The 19,145-nt window shown below is 34.5% G+C and carries 18 protein-coding genes and 1 tRNA gene; 8 read left to right on the top strand and 11 right to left on the bottom strand.

Going from position 1 to position 19,145, the window contains the following annotated elements; translation table 11 throughout:
- Nucleotides 1-4: 4 nt before the first annotated feature.
- From FDM27_RS09465 to FDM27_RS09480, 4 genes are all read left to right on the top strand, one after another.
- Nucleotides 5-928 (top strand): GYDIA family GHMP kinase, encoded by a 924-nt coding sequence (locus tag FDM27_RS09465; RefSeq protein ID WP_071183976.1) that lies wholly within the window; start codon nt 5-7, stop codon nt 926-928.
- Nucleotides 929-1,096: 168 nt separating this feature from the next.
- On the top strand, nt 1,097-2,785 hold the full coding sequence (gene ilvD / locus FDM27_RS09470) for a dihydroxy-acid dehydratase (RefSeq protein ID WP_140486069.1): 1,689 nt from the start codon (nt 1,097-1,099) through the stop codon (nt 2,783-2,785).
- A gap of 211 nt (nt 2,786-2,996) precedes the next feature.
- A complete protein-coding gene (locus tag FDM27_RS09475; protein ID WP_071183978.1) occupies nt 2,997-3,473 on the top strand; it encodes a hypothetical protein in 477 nt (158 codons plus the stop codon).
- 39 nt (nt 3,474-3,512) lie between these two features.
- A complete protein-coding gene (locus tag FDM27_RS09480; protein ID WP_071183979.1) occupies nt 3,513-3,893 on the top strand; it encodes a PH domain-containing protein in 381 nt (126 codons plus the stop codon).
- Nucleotides 3,894-3,972: 79 nt separating this feature from the next.
- Here the strand turns inward: FDM27_RS09480 and guaB are convergent, their stop codons facing one another.
- From guaB to FDM27_RS09505, 5 genes are all read right to left on the bottom strand, one after another.
- Complete coding sequence (gene guaB / locus FDM27_RS09485) at nt 3,973-5,445, bottom strand: IMP dehydrogenase (protein ID WP_071183981.1); 1,473 nt, start codon at nt 5,443-5,445, stop codon at nt 3,973-3,975.
- 83 nt (nt 5,446-5,528) lie between these two features.
- Nucleotides 5,529-6,929: a DUF5723 family protein gene (locus FDM27_RS09490; RefSeq protein ID WP_140486070.1), complete on the bottom strand. Its 1,401-nt coding sequence runs from the start codon at nt 6,927-6,929 to the stop codon at nt 5,529-5,531.
- The gene (locus FDM27_RS09495; RefSeq protein ID WP_140486071.1) at nt 6,929-7,483 is read right to left on the bottom strand and encodes a hypothetical protein; all 555 of its coding nucleotides are present in this window, start codon (nt 7,481-7,483) and stop codon (nt 6,929-6,931) included. Before FDM27_RS09495 ends, FDM27_RS09490 begins: the two co-directional genes overlap by 1 nt.
- 68 nt (nt 7,484-7,551) lie before the next feature.
- Nucleotides 7,552-8,415, bottom strand: coding sequence for a hydroxymethylglutaryl-CoA lyase (locus FDM27_RS09500; RefSeq protein ID WP_140486072.1), 864 nt, complete (start codon nt 8,413-8,415; stop codon nt 7,552-7,554).
- A 271-nt stretch (nt 8,416-8,686) separates the two neighbouring features.
- Nucleotides 8,687-9,706 (bottom strand): quinone-dependent dihydroorotate dehydrogenase, encoded by a 1,020-nt coding sequence (locus FDM27_RS09505; RefSeq protein ID WP_140486073.1) that lies wholly within the window; start codon nt 9,704-9,706, stop codon nt 8,687-8,689.
- Nucleotides 9,707-9,994: 288 nt separating this feature from the next.
- Between FDM27_RS09505 and FDM27_RS09510 the strand changes: the two genes are divergently transcribed.
- From FDM27_RS09510 to pepT, 3 genes are all read left to right on the top strand, one after another.
- Nucleotides 9,995-10,546, top strand: a complete 552-nt coding sequence (locus FDM27_RS09510) for a hypothetical protein (RefSeq protein WP_140486074.1) — start codon at nt 9,995-9,997, stop codon at nt 10,544-10,546.
- 91 nt (nt 10,547-10,637) lie between these two features.
- Nucleotides 10,638-11,045 (top strand): DUF1003 domain-containing protein, encoded by a 408-nt coding sequence (locus FDM27_RS09515; RefSeq protein WP_140486075.1) that lies wholly within the window; start codon nt 10,638-10,640, stop codon nt 11,043-11,045.
- Nucleotides 11,046-11,105: 60 nt separating this feature from the next.
- Complete coding sequence (pepT, locus tag FDM27_RS09520; RefSeq protein ID WP_140486076.1) at nt 11,106-12,386, top strand: peptidase T; 1,281 nt, start codon at nt 11,106-11,108, stop codon at nt 12,384-12,386.
- Nucleotides 12,387-12,577: 191 nt separating this feature from the next.
- Here the strand turns inward: pepT and FDM27_RS09525 are convergent, their stop codons facing one another.
- The 6 genes from FDM27_RS09525 to FDM27_RS09550 all read right to left on the bottom strand — a co-directional run bounded on the left by FDM27_RS09525 (nt 12,578) and on the right by FDM27_RS09550 (nt 18,843).
- Nucleotides 12,578-14,677, bottom strand: coding sequence for a peptidylprolyl isomerase (locus FDM27_RS09525; RefSeq protein ID WP_140486077.1), 2,100 nt, complete (start codon nt 14,675-14,677; stop codon nt 12,578-12,580).
- A gap of 107 nt (nt 14,678-14,784) precedes the next feature.
- Complete coding sequence (locus FDM27_RS09530) at nt 14,785-16,044, bottom strand: hemolysin family protein (RefSeq protein ID WP_140486078.1); 1,260 nt, start codon at nt 16,042-16,044, stop codon at nt 14,785-14,787.
- Between the two features lie 3 nt (nt 16,045-16,047).
- Nucleotides 16,048-16,242: a DUF6526 family protein gene (locus FDM27_RS09535; RefSeq protein WP_140486079.1), complete on the bottom strand. Its 195-nt coding sequence runs from the start codon at nt 16,240-16,242 to the stop codon at nt 16,048-16,050.
- Nucleotides 16,243-16,260: 18 nt separating this feature from the next.
- Nucleotides 16,261-16,785 carry an LPS export ABC transporter periplasmic protein LptC gene (gene lptC, locus FDM27_RS09540; RefSeq protein ID WP_255510510.1) on the bottom strand — a complete coding sequence of 175 codons (525 nt, stop codon included), beginning with the start codon at nt 16,783-16,785 and terminating at the stop codon, nt 16,261-16,263.
- Between the two features lie 80 nt (nt 16,786-16,865).
- Nucleotides 16,866-18,116 carry a hypothetical protein gene (locus FDM27_RS09545; protein WP_140486080.1) on the bottom strand — a complete coding sequence of 417 codons (1,251 nt, stop codon included), beginning with the start codon at nt 18,114-18,116 and terminating at the stop codon, nt 16,866-16,868.
- Nucleotides 18,109-18,843 carry a type III pantothenate kinase gene (locus FDM27_RS09550; RefSeq protein ID WP_140486081.1) on the bottom strand — a complete coding sequence of 245 codons (735 nt, stop codon included), beginning with the start codon at nt 18,841-18,843 and terminating at the stop codon, nt 18,109-18,111. Before FDM27_RS09550 ends, FDM27_RS09545 begins: the two co-directional genes overlap by 8 nt.
- Before the next feature lie 99 nt (nt 18,844-18,942).
- Here FDM27_RS09550 and FDM27_RS09555 point away from each other — a divergent pair.
- Nucleotides 18,943-19,015 (top strand) — tRNA-Phe (locus tag FDM27_RS09555).
- The last annotated feature ends 130 nt before the right edge of the window (nt 19,016-19,145 follow it).

Consider the following 19,145-nt stretch of genomic DNA (forward strand, 5'->3'; position numbering starts at 1 on the left):
GAAAATGGATACAAAAAAAACATTTTACAGCAACGGAAAATTATTAATTACCGCTGAATATTTAGTATTAGACGGCGCTAAAGCATTAGCATTACCAACTAAATTTGGACAAAATTTAATTATTGAAGAAGGCGACTATCAGGAAATAAAATGGACCAGTTATGATGCAGATGGAAGCATTTGGTTTGAAGAAGAAATTCTTTTTTCAGAAATAAAAGAGCCAAAAAATATCGAAATTGAATCTATAAAAAACACTTTAATCCAGATTCTACACCAGGCGTATCTTTTAAATCCTGTGTTTCTAAATCAGGAAAAAGGATATAAAATAAGTACCGAATTAACTTTTCCAAAAAAATGGGGGTTAGGTACTTCTTCTACCCTTATCAACAATATGGCGCAATGGCTCAAAATTGATGCTTTCGAATTATTGAATAATAGTTTTGGAGGAAGCGGTTATGACATTGCCTGTGCACAAAATAACAGCCCAATTACATACCAATTAAAACACGGCAAACCAAAGGTGGAAACCATCAGTTTTAACCCCAATTTTAAGGACAATATTTACTTTGTGTATTTGAACAAAAAACAAAGCAGCAAAACGGCTATAGCCAAATACCAAAACAACAAGTCTAGTGACATCGAAAAAGATGTTGCTAAAATAGACAAACTAACTCATGAAATCATTCATGCTAAGACCGAAACGGCATTGGCTCATGCTATGGCTAAACATGAAGCTACAATGAGTCACATTTTAGAAACGGTAACTGTCAAAGAAAATCTCTTTTCTGATTTTATGGGCGAAATAAAAAGCTTAGGTGCCTGGGGCGGTGATTTTATCATGGTAGTTTCTGAAGTAAGTCCTGTTACTTATTTTACATCTAAAGGCTTTAGCACGATTATTCCGTATAAAGACATGATATTAGAATAACACAACATTGGCGGAAAGCATCAAAAACAATTTCAGTCAACGAATCATTAAAACAGCCATCAAAGTTACCATTTCATATCCGATATAATCCAAGATACTTTTTTAATAAAGTATAAGAATAGCTATCTTTGAGCCCGAAAAAAAAATAATTACACAAAAAGACATAGCATGAGAAGTGATGAAGTAAAAAAAGGACATCAAAGAACCCCGCATAGATCATTATTTAGAGCAACAGGATTAGTTGACGAGGATTTTGACAAACCATTTATTGGTGTTGCCAATTCTTATATCGAAATTATTCCGGGACACTTTTTTTTGGACAGAGTTTCCAGAGTGATCAAAGAAGAAATCAAAGCCAATGGTTGTGTACCATTTGAATTCAATACAATTGGTGTAGATGACGGTATTGCAATGGGTCACGATGGAATGCTTTTTTCTTTGCCTTCAAGAGAAATCATTGCAAACTCTATCGAAACAGTAATGAATGCGCATAAGTTAGACGCTATGATTGCTATTCCTAACTGTGATAAAATTGTTCCCGGAATGATTATGGGAGCTTTGAGAGTAGATGTTCCAACCATTTTTGTAAGTGGTGGACCAATGAAAAAAGGACATACTAAAGATGGTGTGCCTATCGATTTGGCTACAGCTTTTGAAGCAGTTGGAAAACACGAATTAGGAGAAATAACCGATGAGGAATTAAAAGACATCGAGTGCAATGCCTGTCCTAGTGGAGGAAGTTGTTCCGGAATGTTTACAGCAAACTCCATGAATACCTTAATGGAAGCTATGGGAATTGCACTTCCAGGAAACGGAACGATCCTAGCTTTGACTAAAGAACGTGAAGAATTGTACAGACAAGCGGCTAGAAGAATCTGCGAAATTGCAAAAGACAGCGCTAAAACTGAAAAATTCAAACTGAGAAATATCCTTAACGAAAATGCCGTAAGAAATGCTTTTGCTGTAGATATGGCAATGGGAGGAAGTTCGAATACGGTTTTACACATGCTTGCTATTGCTAAAGAAGCTGATGTTGATTTTAACTTGGAAGACATCAATAAAATTTCCAAAAGAGTTTCTCACATAGCTAAAATTTCTCCGAGTTTATCAACTGTTCATATGGAAGATATTAATACTGCCGGTGGTGTAAATGCAGTGATGAAAGAAATGACTAAAAGAGGTGATGATATTTTGTTAGACAACCTTACCATTACAGGAGAAACCATCTTAGAAAAAATCAAAGACGCTTATATCAAAGACACTAATATTATCCACACAATTGACAATCCATATTCTCAAGTAGGTGGTTTAGCTGTTTTATATGGTAATTTAGCCGAGCAAGGTGCAGTTATTAAAACGGCTGGAATTACAGGAGACCGAGTATTTACTGGTAAGGCAGTTTGTTTTGACGGACAGCCGGAAGCTATAGAAGGAATTCTGGGCGGAAAAGTAAAAGCAGGTAATGTAGTTGTTATACGTTACGAAGGTCCAAAAGGAGGCCCGGGAATGCAGGAAATGCTGGCACCAACTTCATTAATTATGGGAATGGGACTAGGGAATTCAGTAGCATTAATTACTGACGGTCGTTTTAGTGGTGCTACCAGAGGAGCATCTATCGGTCACGTATCTCCTGAAGCTGCCGAAGGTGGAATGATTGGTTTACTAAAAGACGGAGACGAAATCCATATCGACGTAGATCAATACATCTTATCTGTAAATTTAACAGACGAAGAAATCGCAAAAAGAAAAGCAGAATTTGTTCCGCTAAAAAAAGAATTAAATTCAAAATGGTTAGGACAATACCGTTCCTTAGTTACTAATGCCAGTAATGGCGCTGTTTTGAAATATGATTTATAATATTCTAAAAAAAGATTGAAATCTTAAAACCTCAATCTTTTAAAATAACAAACCTCGTTTTTCTCATTATGAGTAGAAACGAGGTTTTTTTATGCTCTAAGGTTTCAAATAAAAACAAAAACTTTTCCTACTCTAAAATAACTATTTTATTATATTTGAAAACCCTAGCTGTAGTTCTTTTAAACCAATTCAAACAAAATAATCTTTTAACATGAAAAAAATAATTATTTTAGGAATGTTTGCGTTAATAGGATGCACAACAAAAAAACAGCTAAACACAGTAGATACAGATAAAGGTATTGGAGACACCCGAACAAAAACAGTCGAATACATCAATGATGATACCTATTTATTAACCGAAACAGCTGTTGACAAAACATACGGATATGACAAATCAAACCCCATAAAAGTGGGTGGTGCACGGGAAAACAGCGGCCCCAGAAACGAAAGAAGATTTTTAAACGCCTTATTTGGCCCAAATGATAAAAAGATGACCTACTACAGAGCTGGGAGTTGTTGTGCATTTAAAACACCAAATGGCTTTAGCAATATCGGCATGCTTGACAGGTACAGAATAACTGAAATTGGTAGTAAAGACACACTCGACATATATATCAATATGTATGATACAGGTGATTTAAAAATCCCTGTTGGACTAAAAGCGAAAGAAAAACCAAAAAAAAACTAAAAAATAAATTTTCAAATAAATTAACAACTAAAAAATATCATGGGATTATTTTCAGCATTACTTGGAAACGCCGGAACGGTTAGCCAGGAAGATTTACAAAAAGATTACGGAAAGCTATTGATTAATGGCGAAGAAATTGAATTAGGTTTTAAACTAATTAGAGATACGTTTATTTTTACCAATAAAAGGCTTATTCTGGTTGACAAACAGGGGCTGACAGGCAATAAAATTGAGTACCAATCTATTTCGTATAAAAACATTTCCCGATTTAGCATAGAAACTGCCGGAACTTTTGATTTGGAAGCCGAATTGAAAATCTGGATTTCCAGCGAACAACATCCCAGCATTAAAAAACAATTCAACAAATCGGTTAATGTATATGATGTCCACAATGTTTTAGCTACTCATGTACTAAAATAAAAAGATTGCTAAAAAACTAAAAAGGGCTGTCCTGAGTTTAATTCAAGACAGCCCTTTTATAATGATTTTAGCTTAAAAATTATCTGGAATAATTTGGTGCTTCTTTAGTTATCGTAACATTATGAGGATGACTTTCAGAAATTCCACTTGAAGTCAAACGTACAAAACGTCCTGTTTCCTGCAAAGTAGCAATATCTTTAGCACCACAGTATCCCATTCCGGCACGAAGTCCGCCAACAAATTGTAACATACTTTCGTTTAACTCTCCTTTGTAAGGCACACGACCAACGATTCCTTCCGGAACTAATTTCTTTACATCATCTTCTACATCTTGGAAATAACGATCTTTAGAACCTGTTTGCATTGCTTCAACAGAACCCATTCCTCTGTATGATTTGAATTTTCTTCCTTCGAAAATGATAGTTTCTCCGGGAGATTCTTTAGTTCCTGCTAAAAGAGATCCTAACATCACACAATCAGCACCTGCAGCAATCGCTTTAGGAATATCTCCTGTGTAACGAATTCCACCATCGGCAATTACAGGAACACCTGAACCTTTGATAGCAGCAGCCACTTCTAAAACCGCTGAAAACTGTGGGAATCCAACACCAGCCACAATACGGGTAGTACAAATAGAACCAGGTCCGATTCCTACTTTTACTCCGTCAGCTCCATTTTGAACTAAATATTGAGCTGCTTCAGGAGTTGCAATATTTCCAACAATTACATCTAAGTCAGGAAATTGTGCCTTAACTAATTTTAAAACATCAACTACTCCTTTGGTATGTCCATGAGCAGTATCAATAATTACAGCGTCAACACCTGCATTTACTAAAGCCGTAGCTCTTTCAACTGCATCGGCAGTAACTCCTAAGGCAGCAGCTACGCGCAAACGCCCGTATTTATCTTTGTTAGCATTTGGTTTTTGATTCAATTTAGTAATATCTCTAAATGTAATCAAACCTACTAATTTATTGTCTTTATCAATTACAGGAAGTTTTTCGATTTTATGACCTTGCAACACCACTTCAGCCTGCTCTAAGGAAGTACCTTCGGCAACAGTAACTAAGTTGTCCTTAGTCATTACTTCAATGATAGGTCTTGTAGTATTTTTTTCAAAACGCAAATCACGGTTAGTAACAATTCCTTTCAAGGTTTGATTTTCATCAACAACCGGAATTCCGCCAATACCAAATTCTTTCATTGCCGCTTTTGCATCAGCAACAGTCGCATTAAGAGGCAAAGTAACCGGATCGATAATCATACCTGATTCGGCACGTTTTACTTTTCTTACTTTAGCAGCTTGCTGCTCAATAGTCATATTTTTATGTAAAACACCAATTCCACCTTCTTGCGCCATAGCAATTGCCATAGAACTTTCGGTAACTGTATCCATAGCAGCAGATACAATAGGAACGTTAAGTGTAATGTTTCTTGAGAATTTTGTTTTGATACTCACTTCGCGAGGAAGCACCTGCGAGTAGTTAGGAACTAATAATACATCATCGTAAGTTAAACCTTCGCCGATAATCTTGGAGTTGTGTGCTATCATGTTGCAATTTCTAGTTGAATTGCGTGCAAATATAGCAAATTATTTTGAATTTGCTATAATTCGGAATCCAATTAATTTAAAGCTCAATAATGCGGCTCATTGCTATCTGCGAAAATAAAATTAAATCCAAACTGAAACGAAAGACTATTGGCTTTAGAAACATCGCGGTATTCCAATAAATTATCAGCCATAAAATACATATTGAACTTCCCGAGATTTGCCGATAATCCCAATCCTATATTAGTATAAGAATAAGAATCCAATGTATAGGTTGCCTTTAGTTGCAATTTATCCGAAACATTTCTTTGATAAAAACCCGTCAAAGCTGTTATGGGAAGTCTTGGTGTACTCATCATAAAAAACTGTGCTCCTACAGCATTTTTATAACGTTTTTCGGTTGCTGTACACACACAATCTTCATCGGTAGAAGTTCCAAACGAATATTGATAGGAAGCATTTAATTTTACAGGTCGCCAGGTAGTGTATTTGTTATACAAAGTATCTAACGGAATGGCTTCTCTAAAATCATCATAAACACCATCAGGATCATCTGTTCCTGAAAAATTTGGATTGGTTCCTTCGTATTTATAATAACCTTTCCAGGTAAAATTCTCTACATCTTTAGCATGATTTATAAAACCAACATCTAAAATACTCCCTGTAATCTGGATATTTTTTTTAGGATAATAAGTAAATCCAATGTCAAACCCCAAACCCATATCGCCTCCCAGCAACAGTTGTTTTCTAACATCAGTCGCTACATCTCCATTATAATTTTCGTCGATATATTTAGAAATCCCCGAAGTATTTAAGGATAAATTGGAATTAATTTCCTGATTATAAACAGTGGTATTGGAATTGGTAGTAATTATCGAACCTGAATTATTTGTAGAAGTAGCATTAAATCCACTGAAATAAATTTTTCCTCTGGCTCCTACTATCAGCTTTTCGGAAATATTTTTGTGATAGCCCAGATGCAAAACCGAAACCAATTCGGATTTCATACTCAAATCGCCTAAGTTAAAAGACTTACCTATGTAATTTTGATTTCCATCTAAGGCTAAAATCGCCAAATCTCTTGGCATATAAGCAAACAAATCAAACTCCTGATACATTCCGAATGAAAGATACCCTTTGTCTTCAAGCCAATCGCCCAGTTTAATTCCGCCATTAAAGATCTCGATTTGCTCATTTATAGCTCCATGATCGTTTCGGCTTGTAGAATAAACCACATTTCGCAACTTCTGATTGAAATCGACTCCGTCATTTGCAAACAAATCATAAACTGAAAATCCGGTCGAACCTACTTTAAAGGACATTCCGGAAAGCAAAGGAACACCAAAATAATATTTGTACTTAAAATCGGCTCCGGGATTCAGCATTAAAGACTGAGGCACAGAAGTTAAATTATACAGAATTTGCTTGTTTTGAGAAAAACAACCAACAGAGATAAAAACCAACAAAAATAAAAGCCTTTTTCTCATTATATTTCCAAATAAACAGTAGCACTCGAACGCAACACTAAGTTTCCTGTACTATTTTGGTTTGAAGCTGTTCCGGACTTCATTACAACTAAAAATCTCATTTTTCTGGCTCTTTTAAGCAAATCCAGTCTGACATTTTCAAATACTTCAGTTCGTGTAACCACATTATTAGCTGAAGCTGAATAAGCCGGAATATCAAAAGCTATAGTTGTCAACGCATTACTATTATCATCTAACAAAACAATACTCAACAAAAAAGCTCGGCTAATTGTATTGGTAATCTCAAAATGGAAATCTGCTTTTTGCAAATAACTATTAAAATACTTGTCTCTAAAAACATCAAAGTTTTGATCATCAGAATCCCAATGATAGGCTGAACCATCATCGGCTACAAAAGCTGTTGCGGGAACATCAAAATAACTTAAATTTCCCTCAATAACCGGAGTTAATTTCAAATCGTTGGCCTGATCAAAATTCAAATCACTGGAACAGGAGAAAGAGCACATTAAAAAAAGTGCCAGACTCAATACTCTTATAAAATGATATTTTCTCATCTTTTTTTGATCACAAATTTCAATTTAAGCAAACGAATAATAATAAACATTTATTACAATTACAACAACTAATAAAAAGTTCCAAATAACTTAGAAGCTTCATTGTAAGCACTTTCAAAACTCAACGGATTTAAGCCTATATTCTCTTTGTTTGCCGTGAAGTAAGACAAGAGCTTTTCGGTAGGCATATTTCCTGTCAACTCGTCTTTTGCCATTGGGCAACCACCAAATCCCTGAATGGCACCATCATATCGACGGCAACCCGCCTGATGGGCTGCTTCTATTTTTTCGAACCATTTATCATAAGTAGTATGCAAATGTGCTCCAAACTCAATCTGAGGATATTTTGGAATCAAATTCGAAAATAAGTATTGAATCACTTCCGGCGTAGAACTCCCGATAGTATCCGAAAGCGAAAGTATTTTCACTCCCATTGCCGCTAATTTTTCAGTCCACTCGCCCACAATATCCACATTCCACGGATCTCCATAAGGATTACCAAAGCCCATAGACAAATAAGCTACAACTTCTTTATTATTTTTATCGGCAATTTCCAAAATTTCCTCCAAACTAATAATCGATTCTGCAATGGTTTTATGGGTATTTCGCATTTGAAAATTTTCAGAAATTGAAAAAGGAAAACCCAAATACTGAATGGGCTCGAATTCAGAAGCTGTTTTCGCTCCCTGAGTATTAGCAATAATAGCTAATAATTTACTTGTGGTTTTAGATAAATCCAATTGGTCTAGAACAGCAGCTGTATCTTGCATTTGCGGAACTGCTCTTGGCGAAACAAAACTGCCAAAATCGATAGTATCAAATCCTACCCGCAATAAAGATTGAATGTATGCCACTTTCCTTTCGGTAGGAATAAATGTTTTAATGCCTTGCATGGCATCGCGCGGACATTCTATAATCTTTATTGGTTCCATAGATTTCAAAGATACTAAAACTTGCAAAGTGGCAAAATTTAGAACCAACAAAAAAGCGCAACTCTGTTGAAGAATTACGCATTTATATTTTATTACGCTATTACACAAAGATCCACAAAGAAAACACAGAGCTACACAAAGAAATTTAAAAAGTTTAACCCCAAAAGTTTGGAAAAAGTTTTCGCAAAGCGCACAGAGTTAAAAACAAACCGTTTTTAAGTAAAAAAACTTAGCGAATCTTAGTCCCTTCTTTGTGAACCTTTGCGAAATATTACATACGACTTAAAATCTTTTTATTGATGGCTTTTACTAAGGCTGGACCTTCATAAATAAAACCGGTGTACAATTGTACCAAACTAGCTCCCGCTTCTAATTTTTCGATAGCATCATCGGCAGAATGAATTCCTCCTACCCCTATAATCGGGAAAGCCTTATTGCTTTTTTGTGAAAGAAAACGAATCACCTCAGTAGAACGTTTCGTCAACGGTTTTCCTGATAATCCGCCCATTTCAGTTTTATTTGCCGATTGTAAACCTTCACGTGAAATGGTAGTATTAGTAGCAATTACACCTGCAATTTTGGTTTCATTCACAATATCGATAATATCTAACAATTGCTCGTCAGTCAAATCAGGAGCAATTTTTAACAGAATTGGTTTTTGTTTTGGCTTAGCCAAATTTTTATTCTGCAAAGTTTGCAACAACTGCGTCAACGGCTCTTTATCCTGTAGTTCACGAAGATTTGGTGTGTTTGGCGAACTCACATTCACCACAAAATAATCCACATAATCGTATAGAGCATCAAAACAAATTTCGTAATCCGAAGTTGCTTCCTCGTTAGGAGTCACTTTATTTTTACCTATATTTCCTCCAATTAAAACTCCGGGATTCGATTTCAGTCTTTCAACAGCTTCCATCACACCACCATTATTAAATCCCATTCGATTAATAATTGCCGAATCCTCTCTAAGACGAAACAAACGTGTTTTAGGATTTCCTTCCTGCCCTTTTGGTGTTAAAGTCCCTATTTCGATAAAACCAAAACCAAAATTAGACAATTCCTTGTATAATTTGGCATCCTTATCAAAACCCGCAGCTAAACCAACAGGATTTTTAAATTTCAACCCAAAAACTTCCGTTTCTAATCTTTTGTCATTTACCAAATAAAGCGTTCTGTAAAGAACTGAAAAACCAGGTATTTTAGAAGTAACGCGAACTAACGAAAACGTAAAATGATGTATTTTTTCAGGATCAAAACAAAAAAATAGCGGTCGGATAAACTGTTTATACATAGGATTTTAATTTGTCTGCAAAAATAGAATTATCTAATGGATAAAAAAATTATAACACAAGAATTGAGTTCGCATACTGAAAGAACCTACAAATGAGCTAAACATTAGTTAAACAAAGCACAAAAACAAATCATAAACAACTAAAAAACAGCCATTTACTCCAAAAAACAATTCATTAACTTATATAAAATCCAAAAAACATGGCTTTTCGAAAAGATTTTTCTTATATTGTATTAGAGAAATTAATAATTATGACTCATTTTTATTATTAACTTAAAACACATTATCATGAAACTACAATTTATTTTTACCGCTGTATTACTTGCTAGTTTTCAAGTTTTCTTAGCACAGGAAATCACAAACGACACTATAAAATCCGTAAAAAAAACGACTATAACTACAGTCACCACCGTTAAAGACACCATTATAAAAGTAGTTCCCGAAGCAGCTGCAACTATCCCGGACAAAGAGGCATTAAAAAAAGAAGAAAAAATGCTTCAGGCCAAAATGAAGGAAGAAAAAAAGGCATTAAAAGAGGCTAAAAAATTAGAACAAGAGCAAAAAGATTTTGAAAAAGAACAAAAAGCTTTTGAAAAACAGCAAAACAAAATTTTGTCAGGCGAAAAATCAATCAATAAGTTAAAAACTAAAATTGCTAATGAAGAAAAAAGTTTGACCCGAAACAAAGAAAAATTAGATAGTAAAAAATCAAAAGGCAAACTAAGTTCTACTGATATAGAAAAAGAAAATATCAAAATCAGCAAACAACAAATTAAGATAAACAAACTCAACGCAGATCTTGTCAAAGAAGAAGAAAAATTAAGCAAATTGAGAAATTAAATAATCCTAAAATTAACTGCAAATTCAGCAATTGTTGAATTTGCAGTTTTTTTTATAAACATTCTTTACTTTTAAATAAAAAACACCGCATATGAATATCAATAAAAACTGGCATCAGCAACATTATGATAGCCTGGCATTCGGGAGCCGTATTGCCGATTCAGTAGCCAAAGGAATGGGTTCTTGGCGATTTATAATCATTCAGACAGTATTTGTAATCATTTGGATGGGATTGAATCTTATTGCTTATTTTAAGCATTGGGATGCCTATCCTTTTATCTTGCTCAACCTTTTATTTTCTACTCAGGCGGCTTATGCTGCACCTATAATCATGATGTCACAAAACCGTCAAAACGAAAGGGATCGCATCCAGGCTCAGGAAGATTATGACACCAATAAAGAAGCAAAACTTGAAATCGAAGCTTTGGCAACAAAACTCAACTCTATTGATGTAGAAAAATTAGATAAAATAATCCAAATGCTGGAAAATATGAAATAAAGTTGGATTTACTATGCTGCAAATTAATCTTATCTTTGGACTCCAATAAAAAATTATTTTATGCAAAATATTATTGATCGTTTTATCAGTTACGTAACTATTGATACCGAATCCAATCCTGATTCAAAAACAACTCCAAGCACCGAAAAACAATGGGTTTTAGCCAATAAATTAGTCGAAGAACTAAAAGCTATTGGAATGCAAGACGTTACTATAAACGACAAAGCTTACATCATGGCAACTTTGCCAAGTAATGTTGAGCACGAAGTACCTACAGTAGGATTTGTATCACATTTTGACACCTCGCCTGATTTTTGCGGAGCTAATGTAAAACCACAAATTGTAACTGATTATGATGGAAAAGACATTGTTTTGAATGCGAAACAAAACATTATTTTATCACCAGACTATTTCAAAGATTTATTGCAATACAAAGGTCAAACCTTAATTACCACTGACGGAACAACTCTATTAGGTGCAGATGACAAAGCCGGAATTACCGAAATTGTTACCGCCATGGAATTCCTCATTAAAAACCCGGAAATCAAACACGGAAAAATAAGAATTGGATTCACCCCTGATGAAGAAATTGGTCGTGGGGCACACTTTTTTGACGTGGAAAAATTTGGCGCTCAATGGGCTTACACCATGGACGGAAGTCAGATAGGCGAATTAGAATATGAAAATTTTAATGCGGCTTCCGCCAAAATAACTTTCAAAGGAAAAAGCGTCCATCCGGGCTACGCCAAAGGAAAAATGATTAACTCCATGTTAATTTCAAATGCTTTCATCAACGAATTACCTGCTGATGAAGTTCCTGAAAAGACGAAAGGCTATCAGGGTTTTTATCATGTACATCACCTCAACGGAAACATCGAAGAAACGATTGTTGAATTGATTATCAGAGACCACAACCTGAAAAAATTTGAAAAGAGAAAAGAAAAAATCCAAAAAATAGCGCGCAAAATCAACAGGAAATTTGCTAATCAATTTGGAGAAGATATTGTTATTGCCGAGATTAAAGATCAATATTACAATATGAAAGAAAAAGTACTTCCTGTAAAACATATTGTGGATATTGCCGAAAAAGCAATGAGAGAACTGAATATCAAACCAATCATCAAACCCATTCGTGGCGGAACTGACGGTTCGCAATTATCGTACATGGGATTACCCTGTCCAAACATTTTTGCCGGCGGACATAATTTTCATGGAAAATACGAATATGTTCCTGTAGAAAGTATGCAAAAAGCTGTAGAAGTAATTGTAAAAATTGCCGAATTGACTGCCTTACCTGATTTTGGCTTTGAGCAAACAAAAAAGACCAAAAAGAAGAAATAGTTCGCTAATAACGTCATTTCGAACTAATTTTTTTTACCAAAAAAGCAATCTAAATCACGTTTCAATTGTCTAGGCGTTGTCATAAAAAACACTGCAATTTACAACCGAAAAGACACAAAAAAAACCGATGTAAGTTTGAATTACATCGGTTTTTTTTTATGTGAAATTAAAATTAATCTAACCAGATAAAACTAGTAATTAAACAGTTTTCTGTTGTCTTTAATATCAGCAATATCTTTAAGAGCAGGCAACACTCTGTTTACATCTCCTGCTGATTGCGCTTTTACTTTTACAACATAAGGAGAAATATCTTTTACTGCCGGAGCTTTAACAATACTTGTAGTTTTCACTACATAAACTCCTGTGTTACCTTCAATAGGAGCTGATATTTTGTTGGCTGCTAAAGCAAATGCGTTTCCTACTACTCTTGGCTCCTGACCAACACCACCGTTCAATACTGGGTTATCCAAGGTTACATTAACCGCTTGCTCTACTTTGCTACCTGTAGCCTTAGCAATAGCTTCAAGTGAACTTCCATTCATTTTAGCTTTTAACAATTCGGCTTTTTTAGCATTCTTTAATTTAGTTTCAACAAATGGTCTTACCTGATCAATTGGTGCAAATCCGGAATCATCAATATTTTTAACTGTTGCAATTACGTTACCTAAATTAGCAACTTCAAAACGTTTTACTGAACCCACTTTAGTACCGTCTTCAAAAGCCCATCTAATAATATTTCTTTGGTTTCCTAAAGAACCAAAAGTCTCATCCATTGCTTTTACAGAAACCGCAGGAGCTACCTTAAGTTTCATATCTTTTGCCAATTTATTAAAATCTTTATCAGCTGCATCCATTTCGAATTGAGTAGCTTTTGCAAAGATTTCATCTGAAGTAGCCTCAGAAGCTTCTAATTTTTGAGCTACAGTAGCCAAACGAATTCCGTCTTGCTTATCAGTAACTTTTATAATATGGAATCCAAAATTAGTTTCTACTAAACCGATTTTACCAATACTGCTACTGAATACAAAATCATTAAAAGGTTTCACCATTTGGTTAGGCCCAAAATACCCCAAATCACCACCTTGTTGTGCAGATGAATCATCAGAATACTGGAAAGCTAACATCATAAAACTTTCCGGATTAGCATTAACCTGAGCTAAAACCTCTTCAGCTTTAGCTTTTGCCTCTTCTTTAGTTCTCTTTTCTCTTTGATTAGGAACCTGCGCTCCTTCGTAACTAATTAAGATATGACTTGCCTTAGCATTAACACCTAATTTTTTACCCAAAGATTTTGAAATACAATAATAATCTCCATAAACATAAGGTCCGTAAACTTCGCCCGGAGCTAAATTAAATAATCTGTCAGCATCTACAGCCGGCAAATCTTTTTTAGCAACATAAGTCGAATCATAAGGGATATCCGAATTTGAGTTTACAAATTCAATAACATTTGCAGCTGTTCTAAATCCGGCTAAAGTATCATTCTTAGCAGTAGCCTGATTGTAAACCACACTTCCTGTCAACAAAGCATTAACTCTGGCTTTTACCTCAGCCACATCTGCTGCAGATGGTTTGTCTTCTATCAAAACATATTCTACTGAACGGGATTCTTCTGCTTTGTATCTTTTTTCGTTTTTCTTCATGTACTCTAAGATCTCAGCATCAGTTACTTTTACTTCACTGTCTTTGATTGACGAAAATAAAGCTCCAACATAAGAGAAATTAGCCTTATCAGCTTCCATTCTATATTTCAATTTTCCTTCAGCCTTAGTTGTATAAGAAGCAGATTGTACCAAAGTGCTGTAAATTTGGTATTTTGCATTAAGTACAGCATCTTTTTCTCTTTGTTTCAAATATTCTGCCTGTGCAGGATTTGCTTTAAAGTAATCCTTAAATTTAGCCAAATCAAACATACCCGCAGCATTCTGGAACATTGGATTTTGACCGATATTCTGGTCAGCTTTTAAAATTTCGATGATGTGTTTTTCACCCACTCTCAATCCTAATTTATCAAATTCAGAAGTTAGCAAAGCCACAGAAACTTCTTGTTCCCAAACTCTGTTAGCTGCAGCTGTAGGAGTGATTCCCTGACCACTTTTTTCAACCTCACTAACTTTAAGTCTAAAATCCTCAAATGAAATATCTTTTCCATTGATGCTTCCTACATCTTTTGAAGTACTGCTAAATGTACCACTCTGAAACAAATCACCTATTAGAAATGCAAATAAAGCCAGTGCAATTACTGCAATCATTAAAGCGGATCGTTGTCTAATTTTTGATAAAACTGCCATTTTTATTGTTGTTAATTTTATATTCAGTTTGCGAAAATACAATTATCTCGCTAATAACAATACAAGTAACGTTTTATTTTAAAAGATTTTTCACTTTTCTAAAAAAATTACTCTTTTACCGTCATTTTTACTAATTCAATTTTTTTATTTGTTGCCTCTTCAATCACAAAATGATAGTTCTCAATGGCAATAACATCGCCTTTTTGAGGAATTTCTTTTGTAAAATCGACAATAAATCCACCCAAAGTTCCGTAGGAATCACTCTCAGGAATCTGAAATTTATAGGTCTGATTTAAATATTCTACATCAAATCGGGTCGAAAAAAGATAAACACCTTCTTCTAATTCTTTTTCAATTAATTCTTCGTCTAAATCATGTTCGTCTTCAATTTCGCCAAAAAGTTCTTCGACAATATCTTCCACCGTAATAATACCTGAAGTCCCTCCGTATTCGTCCAAAACCACGGCCACACTTTTTCGCTTTTTAGTAAGCAAATCCATGACATCTTTAATATAAATGGTTTCAGGAACATATTCGACAGCAATAACCACTGATTTGATATGTTTGGGTTTTTTAAACAAATCAAACGAATGCACATAACCTACAATTTCGTCTAATGAATTCTCATAAACCACAATTTTAGAATAACCGGTTTGCACAAATAAATCTTTGAGTTCAGCCACCGAATCATACAAATCTACAGCCACAATTTCGGTTCTTGGCGTCATAATATCACGCGCTTTTACTCCCGAAAATTCCAGTGCATTTTGAAAAATCTGAATCTCCGAATCCACTTCTTCGTCATCTTTCACCGTACTCATTTGCTCAGTGATATAATTCCCTAATTCTACTTTCGAAAAATACAATTGAACCTGATCTCCTTCGGTTCGAAAGAATTTCTTCAAAATAAAATCGGAAACCCAAATTAAAAATGTCGAAATAAAATAGAAAAGCAAATAGAAACCATAAGCCGGAACGGCAAAAAACTTGATTAAACTATTAGAATAAATTTGAAAAAAAACCTTTGGTAAAAACTCGGCTGTAATCAAAACAATCACCGTAGAAATCACTATTTGAATAAACAAACTCAGAAAATCTGAAAAATAATAACTAAAAGAAGTTACCCATTCCATAATGAGATCTCCCATAAAAAAACCATAAACTACTAATGCTATGTTGTTCCCAATAAGCATTGCAGCTATAAACTTAGATGGTTTTTCAGTAAGTTTAGTGAGAATTTTGGAGATAAAACCGTCTTGTTTTTTCTCAAGTTCAAGATAAATTTTATTGGAAGAGATGAACGCAATTTCCATCCCTGAAAAAAATGCAGATAGTATTAGACATAGAATTATAATACTAATTTCCATAAACTATGATTTACCGTTACGGTCTTGCATTTTTTTTGCAAATCTTCTTCTAAAGAAAAACATAAAAATCCCTAAGCCCGCCATTAAAAGACTCAACACAGGCGTTGCATCGGCTACATTCCATTTTTCGATAGCATCATAAATAAAGAAAGCTGCCAGGATAAGATAAACATAAGGAGTATATTTAAAAAAACTCATAGTATAAAAATTTAATGATTATTCGGCTGTTAAAACTTCGCCTGTTATTCTTTGTGAATTAATTACTTTAAAATCTTTGCTAAAATCAATTCCCTGACCGTTTGAAGCGCCTTTTAAATCAGTAAATTTAAACTTTTTCTCGGTAAAAAACCATTCGTTTTTTTGATCATAATACAATTGTTCGGTCTCTAACATTTGTCCGTCCTGGGAAACAATTTTTACTTTTCCCTGCAAATCAATAATATTGGTTTGCTTGTATGAAACTGCATAATTAGATGTTACCCGGGTTTTTTTTGCTTTTTTATCATACAAAGTAACATCAACTCCTTTAGGAAATTCGGTAAAAGGAAAATCCACAGTAGCATAATCCAGCATTTTTGAACTAAGCAAAACTGCTTTTATCAAACCCGAATCGGTGTATTTTAGATGAACATTGTCGGCGTCACCTGAGGGAGTAAATTCGGTAAAATTAATTTTTTGTACTTTTTTAAAATTACTTTCGCACCCAAAAAACAGAGTCACAGCTAAGGCCGTGACTACCATAAACATTTTATTTTTTTTAAATAAAAACATAGTTTTAAACAAGCAAAGTGAAACTAAGCAAAATTTCCTTAAAGCAATTATTAATCAAACTTTCTCTTTACAAACCATCTGTCATTGAACGAAAGTCCAACACTAAGTTTAACATAGTTTTCCTGAATTAAAGATGCAGAAGTAGTGCCTCTTTTCCCAAATTCAAAACCTAAGTTTATATTAGAAAAACTTCCTGTAATAGGCAAACCTACACCTAAACTAAGCCCCTGATCTTTGATTGATTGCGAATTAACAACCAAACCTGTCTCTTCATATCTAATCCCTGCTCGGTAAACAATTCTTTTAGCATAGTTTGAAAAAGAACTATAGTTAGGAATAAAATAACCTCCTAAACTATATTTCATTGCTTTTTCGTAAGACACATTAGGCAAATTATTATAAGTATTTGCTAAATCTCCCTGACTTGCCGAAATAATTTGCGCCCCAATTAACCATTTTTTAGATTCTCCTATTCCAAGACCAATTCTTAATTCACTTGGCAAAGTCAGGTTTTCTGAATCTTTTTCCTCATCCAATGCTTCTACTGAAGTCACATCAAAATCAGATGTCAGACTCACAACATCTCTGTTTCGGGTATTATCAGAAGCCAATTTGCTTTCTAATCTATAACTCAAACTGCTGTACAAACTCAGTTTCTTAGTCAATTTTGACTGATACAAAGCTCCAAAATTGAAGTTTACACCTGATAAATCAGCTCTGTTCAATTCCCTGCTTCCTAAAACAACTCCATTAATATATTGCAAATTAGTTGTTTCAATTCGTCCAAAATTATAATCCACATTAGCACCTATACTAAAATTAGGAAGTATTTTATAAGAAGCAGCAAAAAAAGCTTTATTTACTCCACCCGTTCCAAAATCACGAGTATTTTGTCCATCTGCCACATCTGAAGTATTCGTAATTTTAAAACCCACAGAAGAATAAGGTATCAAACCAAATCCCACACCTAATTTCCCCATAGGCAATCCTACTGCCAAATAATCAAAAGTAGTTCTCTTAGCCTGTTCAGAAGCAGTAGTATTTTTCAACGTTGTTTGGTTATAAGTTCCACCCACCGTAAAAGTGGTCAATTTTAGATTAGAATAACTCGCCGGATTATCTAAATTGATGTGAATACTATCCTGTTCCACCTGCACTCCAGCCATCGAACGACTTTCAATAGTTCCTTTAAATCGTACATCTCCAATTCCGTAAAAAGAATAAGGTGAAGAAGTCCCCTCCTGAGCAAAAGACAGCAGTGATAAAAGCAAGCAAAAGCTTGTTATAATTTTTCTAATCATTTTTGATTTTGTATTGAAATGTTTGGTTCAAACTTTCCAAAAGGAAATTTGAATTGGCAAATATGGTATTTTTTAATCGTTTAGCCAAAAAATCTGCATCACCACCCGTTAAAATTATGATAATTTTTGTACAAGCTGCCTTATATTCATCTACGAAACCGTCAATCTCATAGACCAATCCGTTAACCACACCCGAATGTATGGATTCAGCTGTTGATTTTCCGATATAGCTTTCCGGACTTTGCAAAGTCAACAACGGAAGTTTTGCCGTAAACTGATTCAAAGATTCATATCGCAACCGCAATCCCGGCGCAATGGCACCGCCCTGATATACATTATTTTCATCGACAAAATCATAGGTAACACAGGTTCCTGCATCGATTATCAATCTGTTTTGATTGGGATATAACAAAGTAGCTCCCGCAGCAAGTACCATACGGTCAATTCCTAAAGTTTTTGGAGTCCCATAATTATTGAAAAACGGAAAAGAATCTTCATTTGAAACAAAATGAACCTTAACCTTGTCTTCGAATGCTAAAAAAGATTGTTTTTCGACATCTGCTACCGAAGAAACCACCAAATGAGCTATTGTTTCAAATTTTTCTAAAATTTTTTCTATCTTTTTCTCAAGAGCTTTTTTATCAAAAACAAAACGCTCCAAAATGGTATCACCCTCAAAAACAGCCGCTTTAATTTGGGTATTCCCCACATCAACAGTTAATATCATATTTTGATTTTTGGTTTAGCGAATGTACGAATAGATTTTTTCATAAAAATGTTTTGGATATATTAAAAATGGTTCTATATTTGCACCCGCAACAAGCACGGTACCTTAGCTCAGATGGTAGAGCAATGGACTGAAAATCCATGTGTCCCTGGTTCGATCCCTGGAGGTACCACAAAACCCGAATTCTTAGAGTTCGGGTTTTTTGTTTTTGTAACAATTTGGAACACGGATGACACTGATTCAGCAAATAAAAACGGATTTTTTAGGTTATTCGCTTTTATCTTTTAGAAAAAGAACAAGCA

The organism is Flavobacterium sp. GSA192, assembly GCF_006386525.1.
Lineage (GTDB): Bacteria > Bacteroidota > Bacteroidia > Flavobacteriales > Flavobacteriaceae > Flavobacterium > Flavobacterium commune.

What these genes read in the sequence shown, in the direction of transcription:
- FDM27_RS09490 (WP_140486070.1), bottom strand. Translation starts at nt 6,929, where the DNA reads ATGAGAAAAAGGCTTTTATTTTTGTTGGTTTTTATCTCTGTTGGTTGT.
- FDM27_RS09465 (WP_071183976.1), top strand. Translation starts at nt 5, where the DNA reads ATGGATACAAAAAAAACATTTTACAGCAACGGAAAATTATTAATTACC.
- FDM27_RS09510 (WP_140486074.1), top strand. Translation starts at nt 9,995, where the DNA reads ATGAAACTACAATTTATTTTTACCGCTGTATTACTTGCTAGTTTTCAA.
- FDM27_RS09505 (WP_140486073.1), bottom strand. Translation starts at nt 9,706, where the DNA reads ATGTATAAACAGTTTATCCGACCGCTATTTTTTTGTTTTGATCCTGAA.
- FDM27_RS09530 (WP_140486078.1), bottom strand. Translation starts at nt 16,044, where the DNA reads ATGGAAATTAGTATTATAATTCTATGTCTAATACTATCTGCATTTTTT.
- lptC (WP_255510510.1), bottom strand. Translation starts at nt 16,785, where the DNA reads ATGGTAGTCACGGCCTTAGCTGTGACTCTGTTTTTTGGGTGCGAAAGT.
- FDM27_RS09525 (WP_140486077.1), bottom strand. Translation starts at nt 14,677, where the DNA reads ATGGCAGTTTTATCAAAAATTAGACAACGATCCGCTTTAATGATTGCA.
- FDM27_RS09515 (WP_140486075.1), top strand. Translation starts at nt 10,638, where the DNA reads ATGAATATCAATAAAAACTGGCATCAGCAACATTATGATAGCCTGGCA.
- pepT (WP_140486076.1), top strand. Translation starts at nt 11,106, where the DNA reads ATGCAAAATATTATTGATCGTTTTATCAGTTACGTAACTATTGATACC.
- FDM27_RS09475 (WP_071183978.1), top strand. Translation starts at nt 2,997, where the DNA reads ATGAAAAAAATAATTATTTTAGGAATGTTTGCGTTAATAGGATGCACA.
- FDM27_RS09495 (WP_140486071.1), bottom strand. Translation starts at nt 7,483, where the DNA reads ATGAGAAAATATCATTTTATAAGAGTATTGAGTCTGGCACTTTTTTTA.
- FDM27_RS09500 (WP_140486072.1), bottom strand. Translation starts at nt 8,415, where the DNA reads ATGGAACCAATAAAGATTATAGAATGTCCGCGCGATGCCATGCAAGGC.
- FDM27_RS09545 (WP_140486080.1), bottom strand. Translation starts at nt 18,116, where the DNA reads ATGATTAGAAAAATTATAACAAGCTTTTGCTTGCTTTTATCACTGCTG.
- FDM27_RS09535 (WP_140486079.1), bottom strand. Translation starts at nt 16,242, where the DNA reads ATGAGTTTTTTTAAATATACTCCTTATGTTTATCTTATCCTGGCAGCT.
- FDM27_RS09480 (WP_071183979.1), top strand. Translation starts at nt 3,513, where the DNA reads ATGGGATTATTTTCAGCATTACTTGGAAACGCCGGAACGGTTAGCCAG.
- ilvD (WP_140486069.1), top strand. Translation starts at nt 1,097, where the DNA reads ATGAGAAGTGATGAAGTAAAAAAAGGACATCAAAGAACCCCGCATAGA.
- guaB (WP_071183981.1), bottom strand. Translation starts at nt 5,445, where the DNA reads ATGATAGCACACAACTCCAAGATTATCGGCGAAGGTTTAACTTACGAT.
- FDM27_RS09550 (WP_140486081.1), bottom strand. Translation starts at nt 18,843, where the DNA reads ATGATATTAACTGTTGATGTGGGGAATACCCAAATTAAAGCGGCTGTT.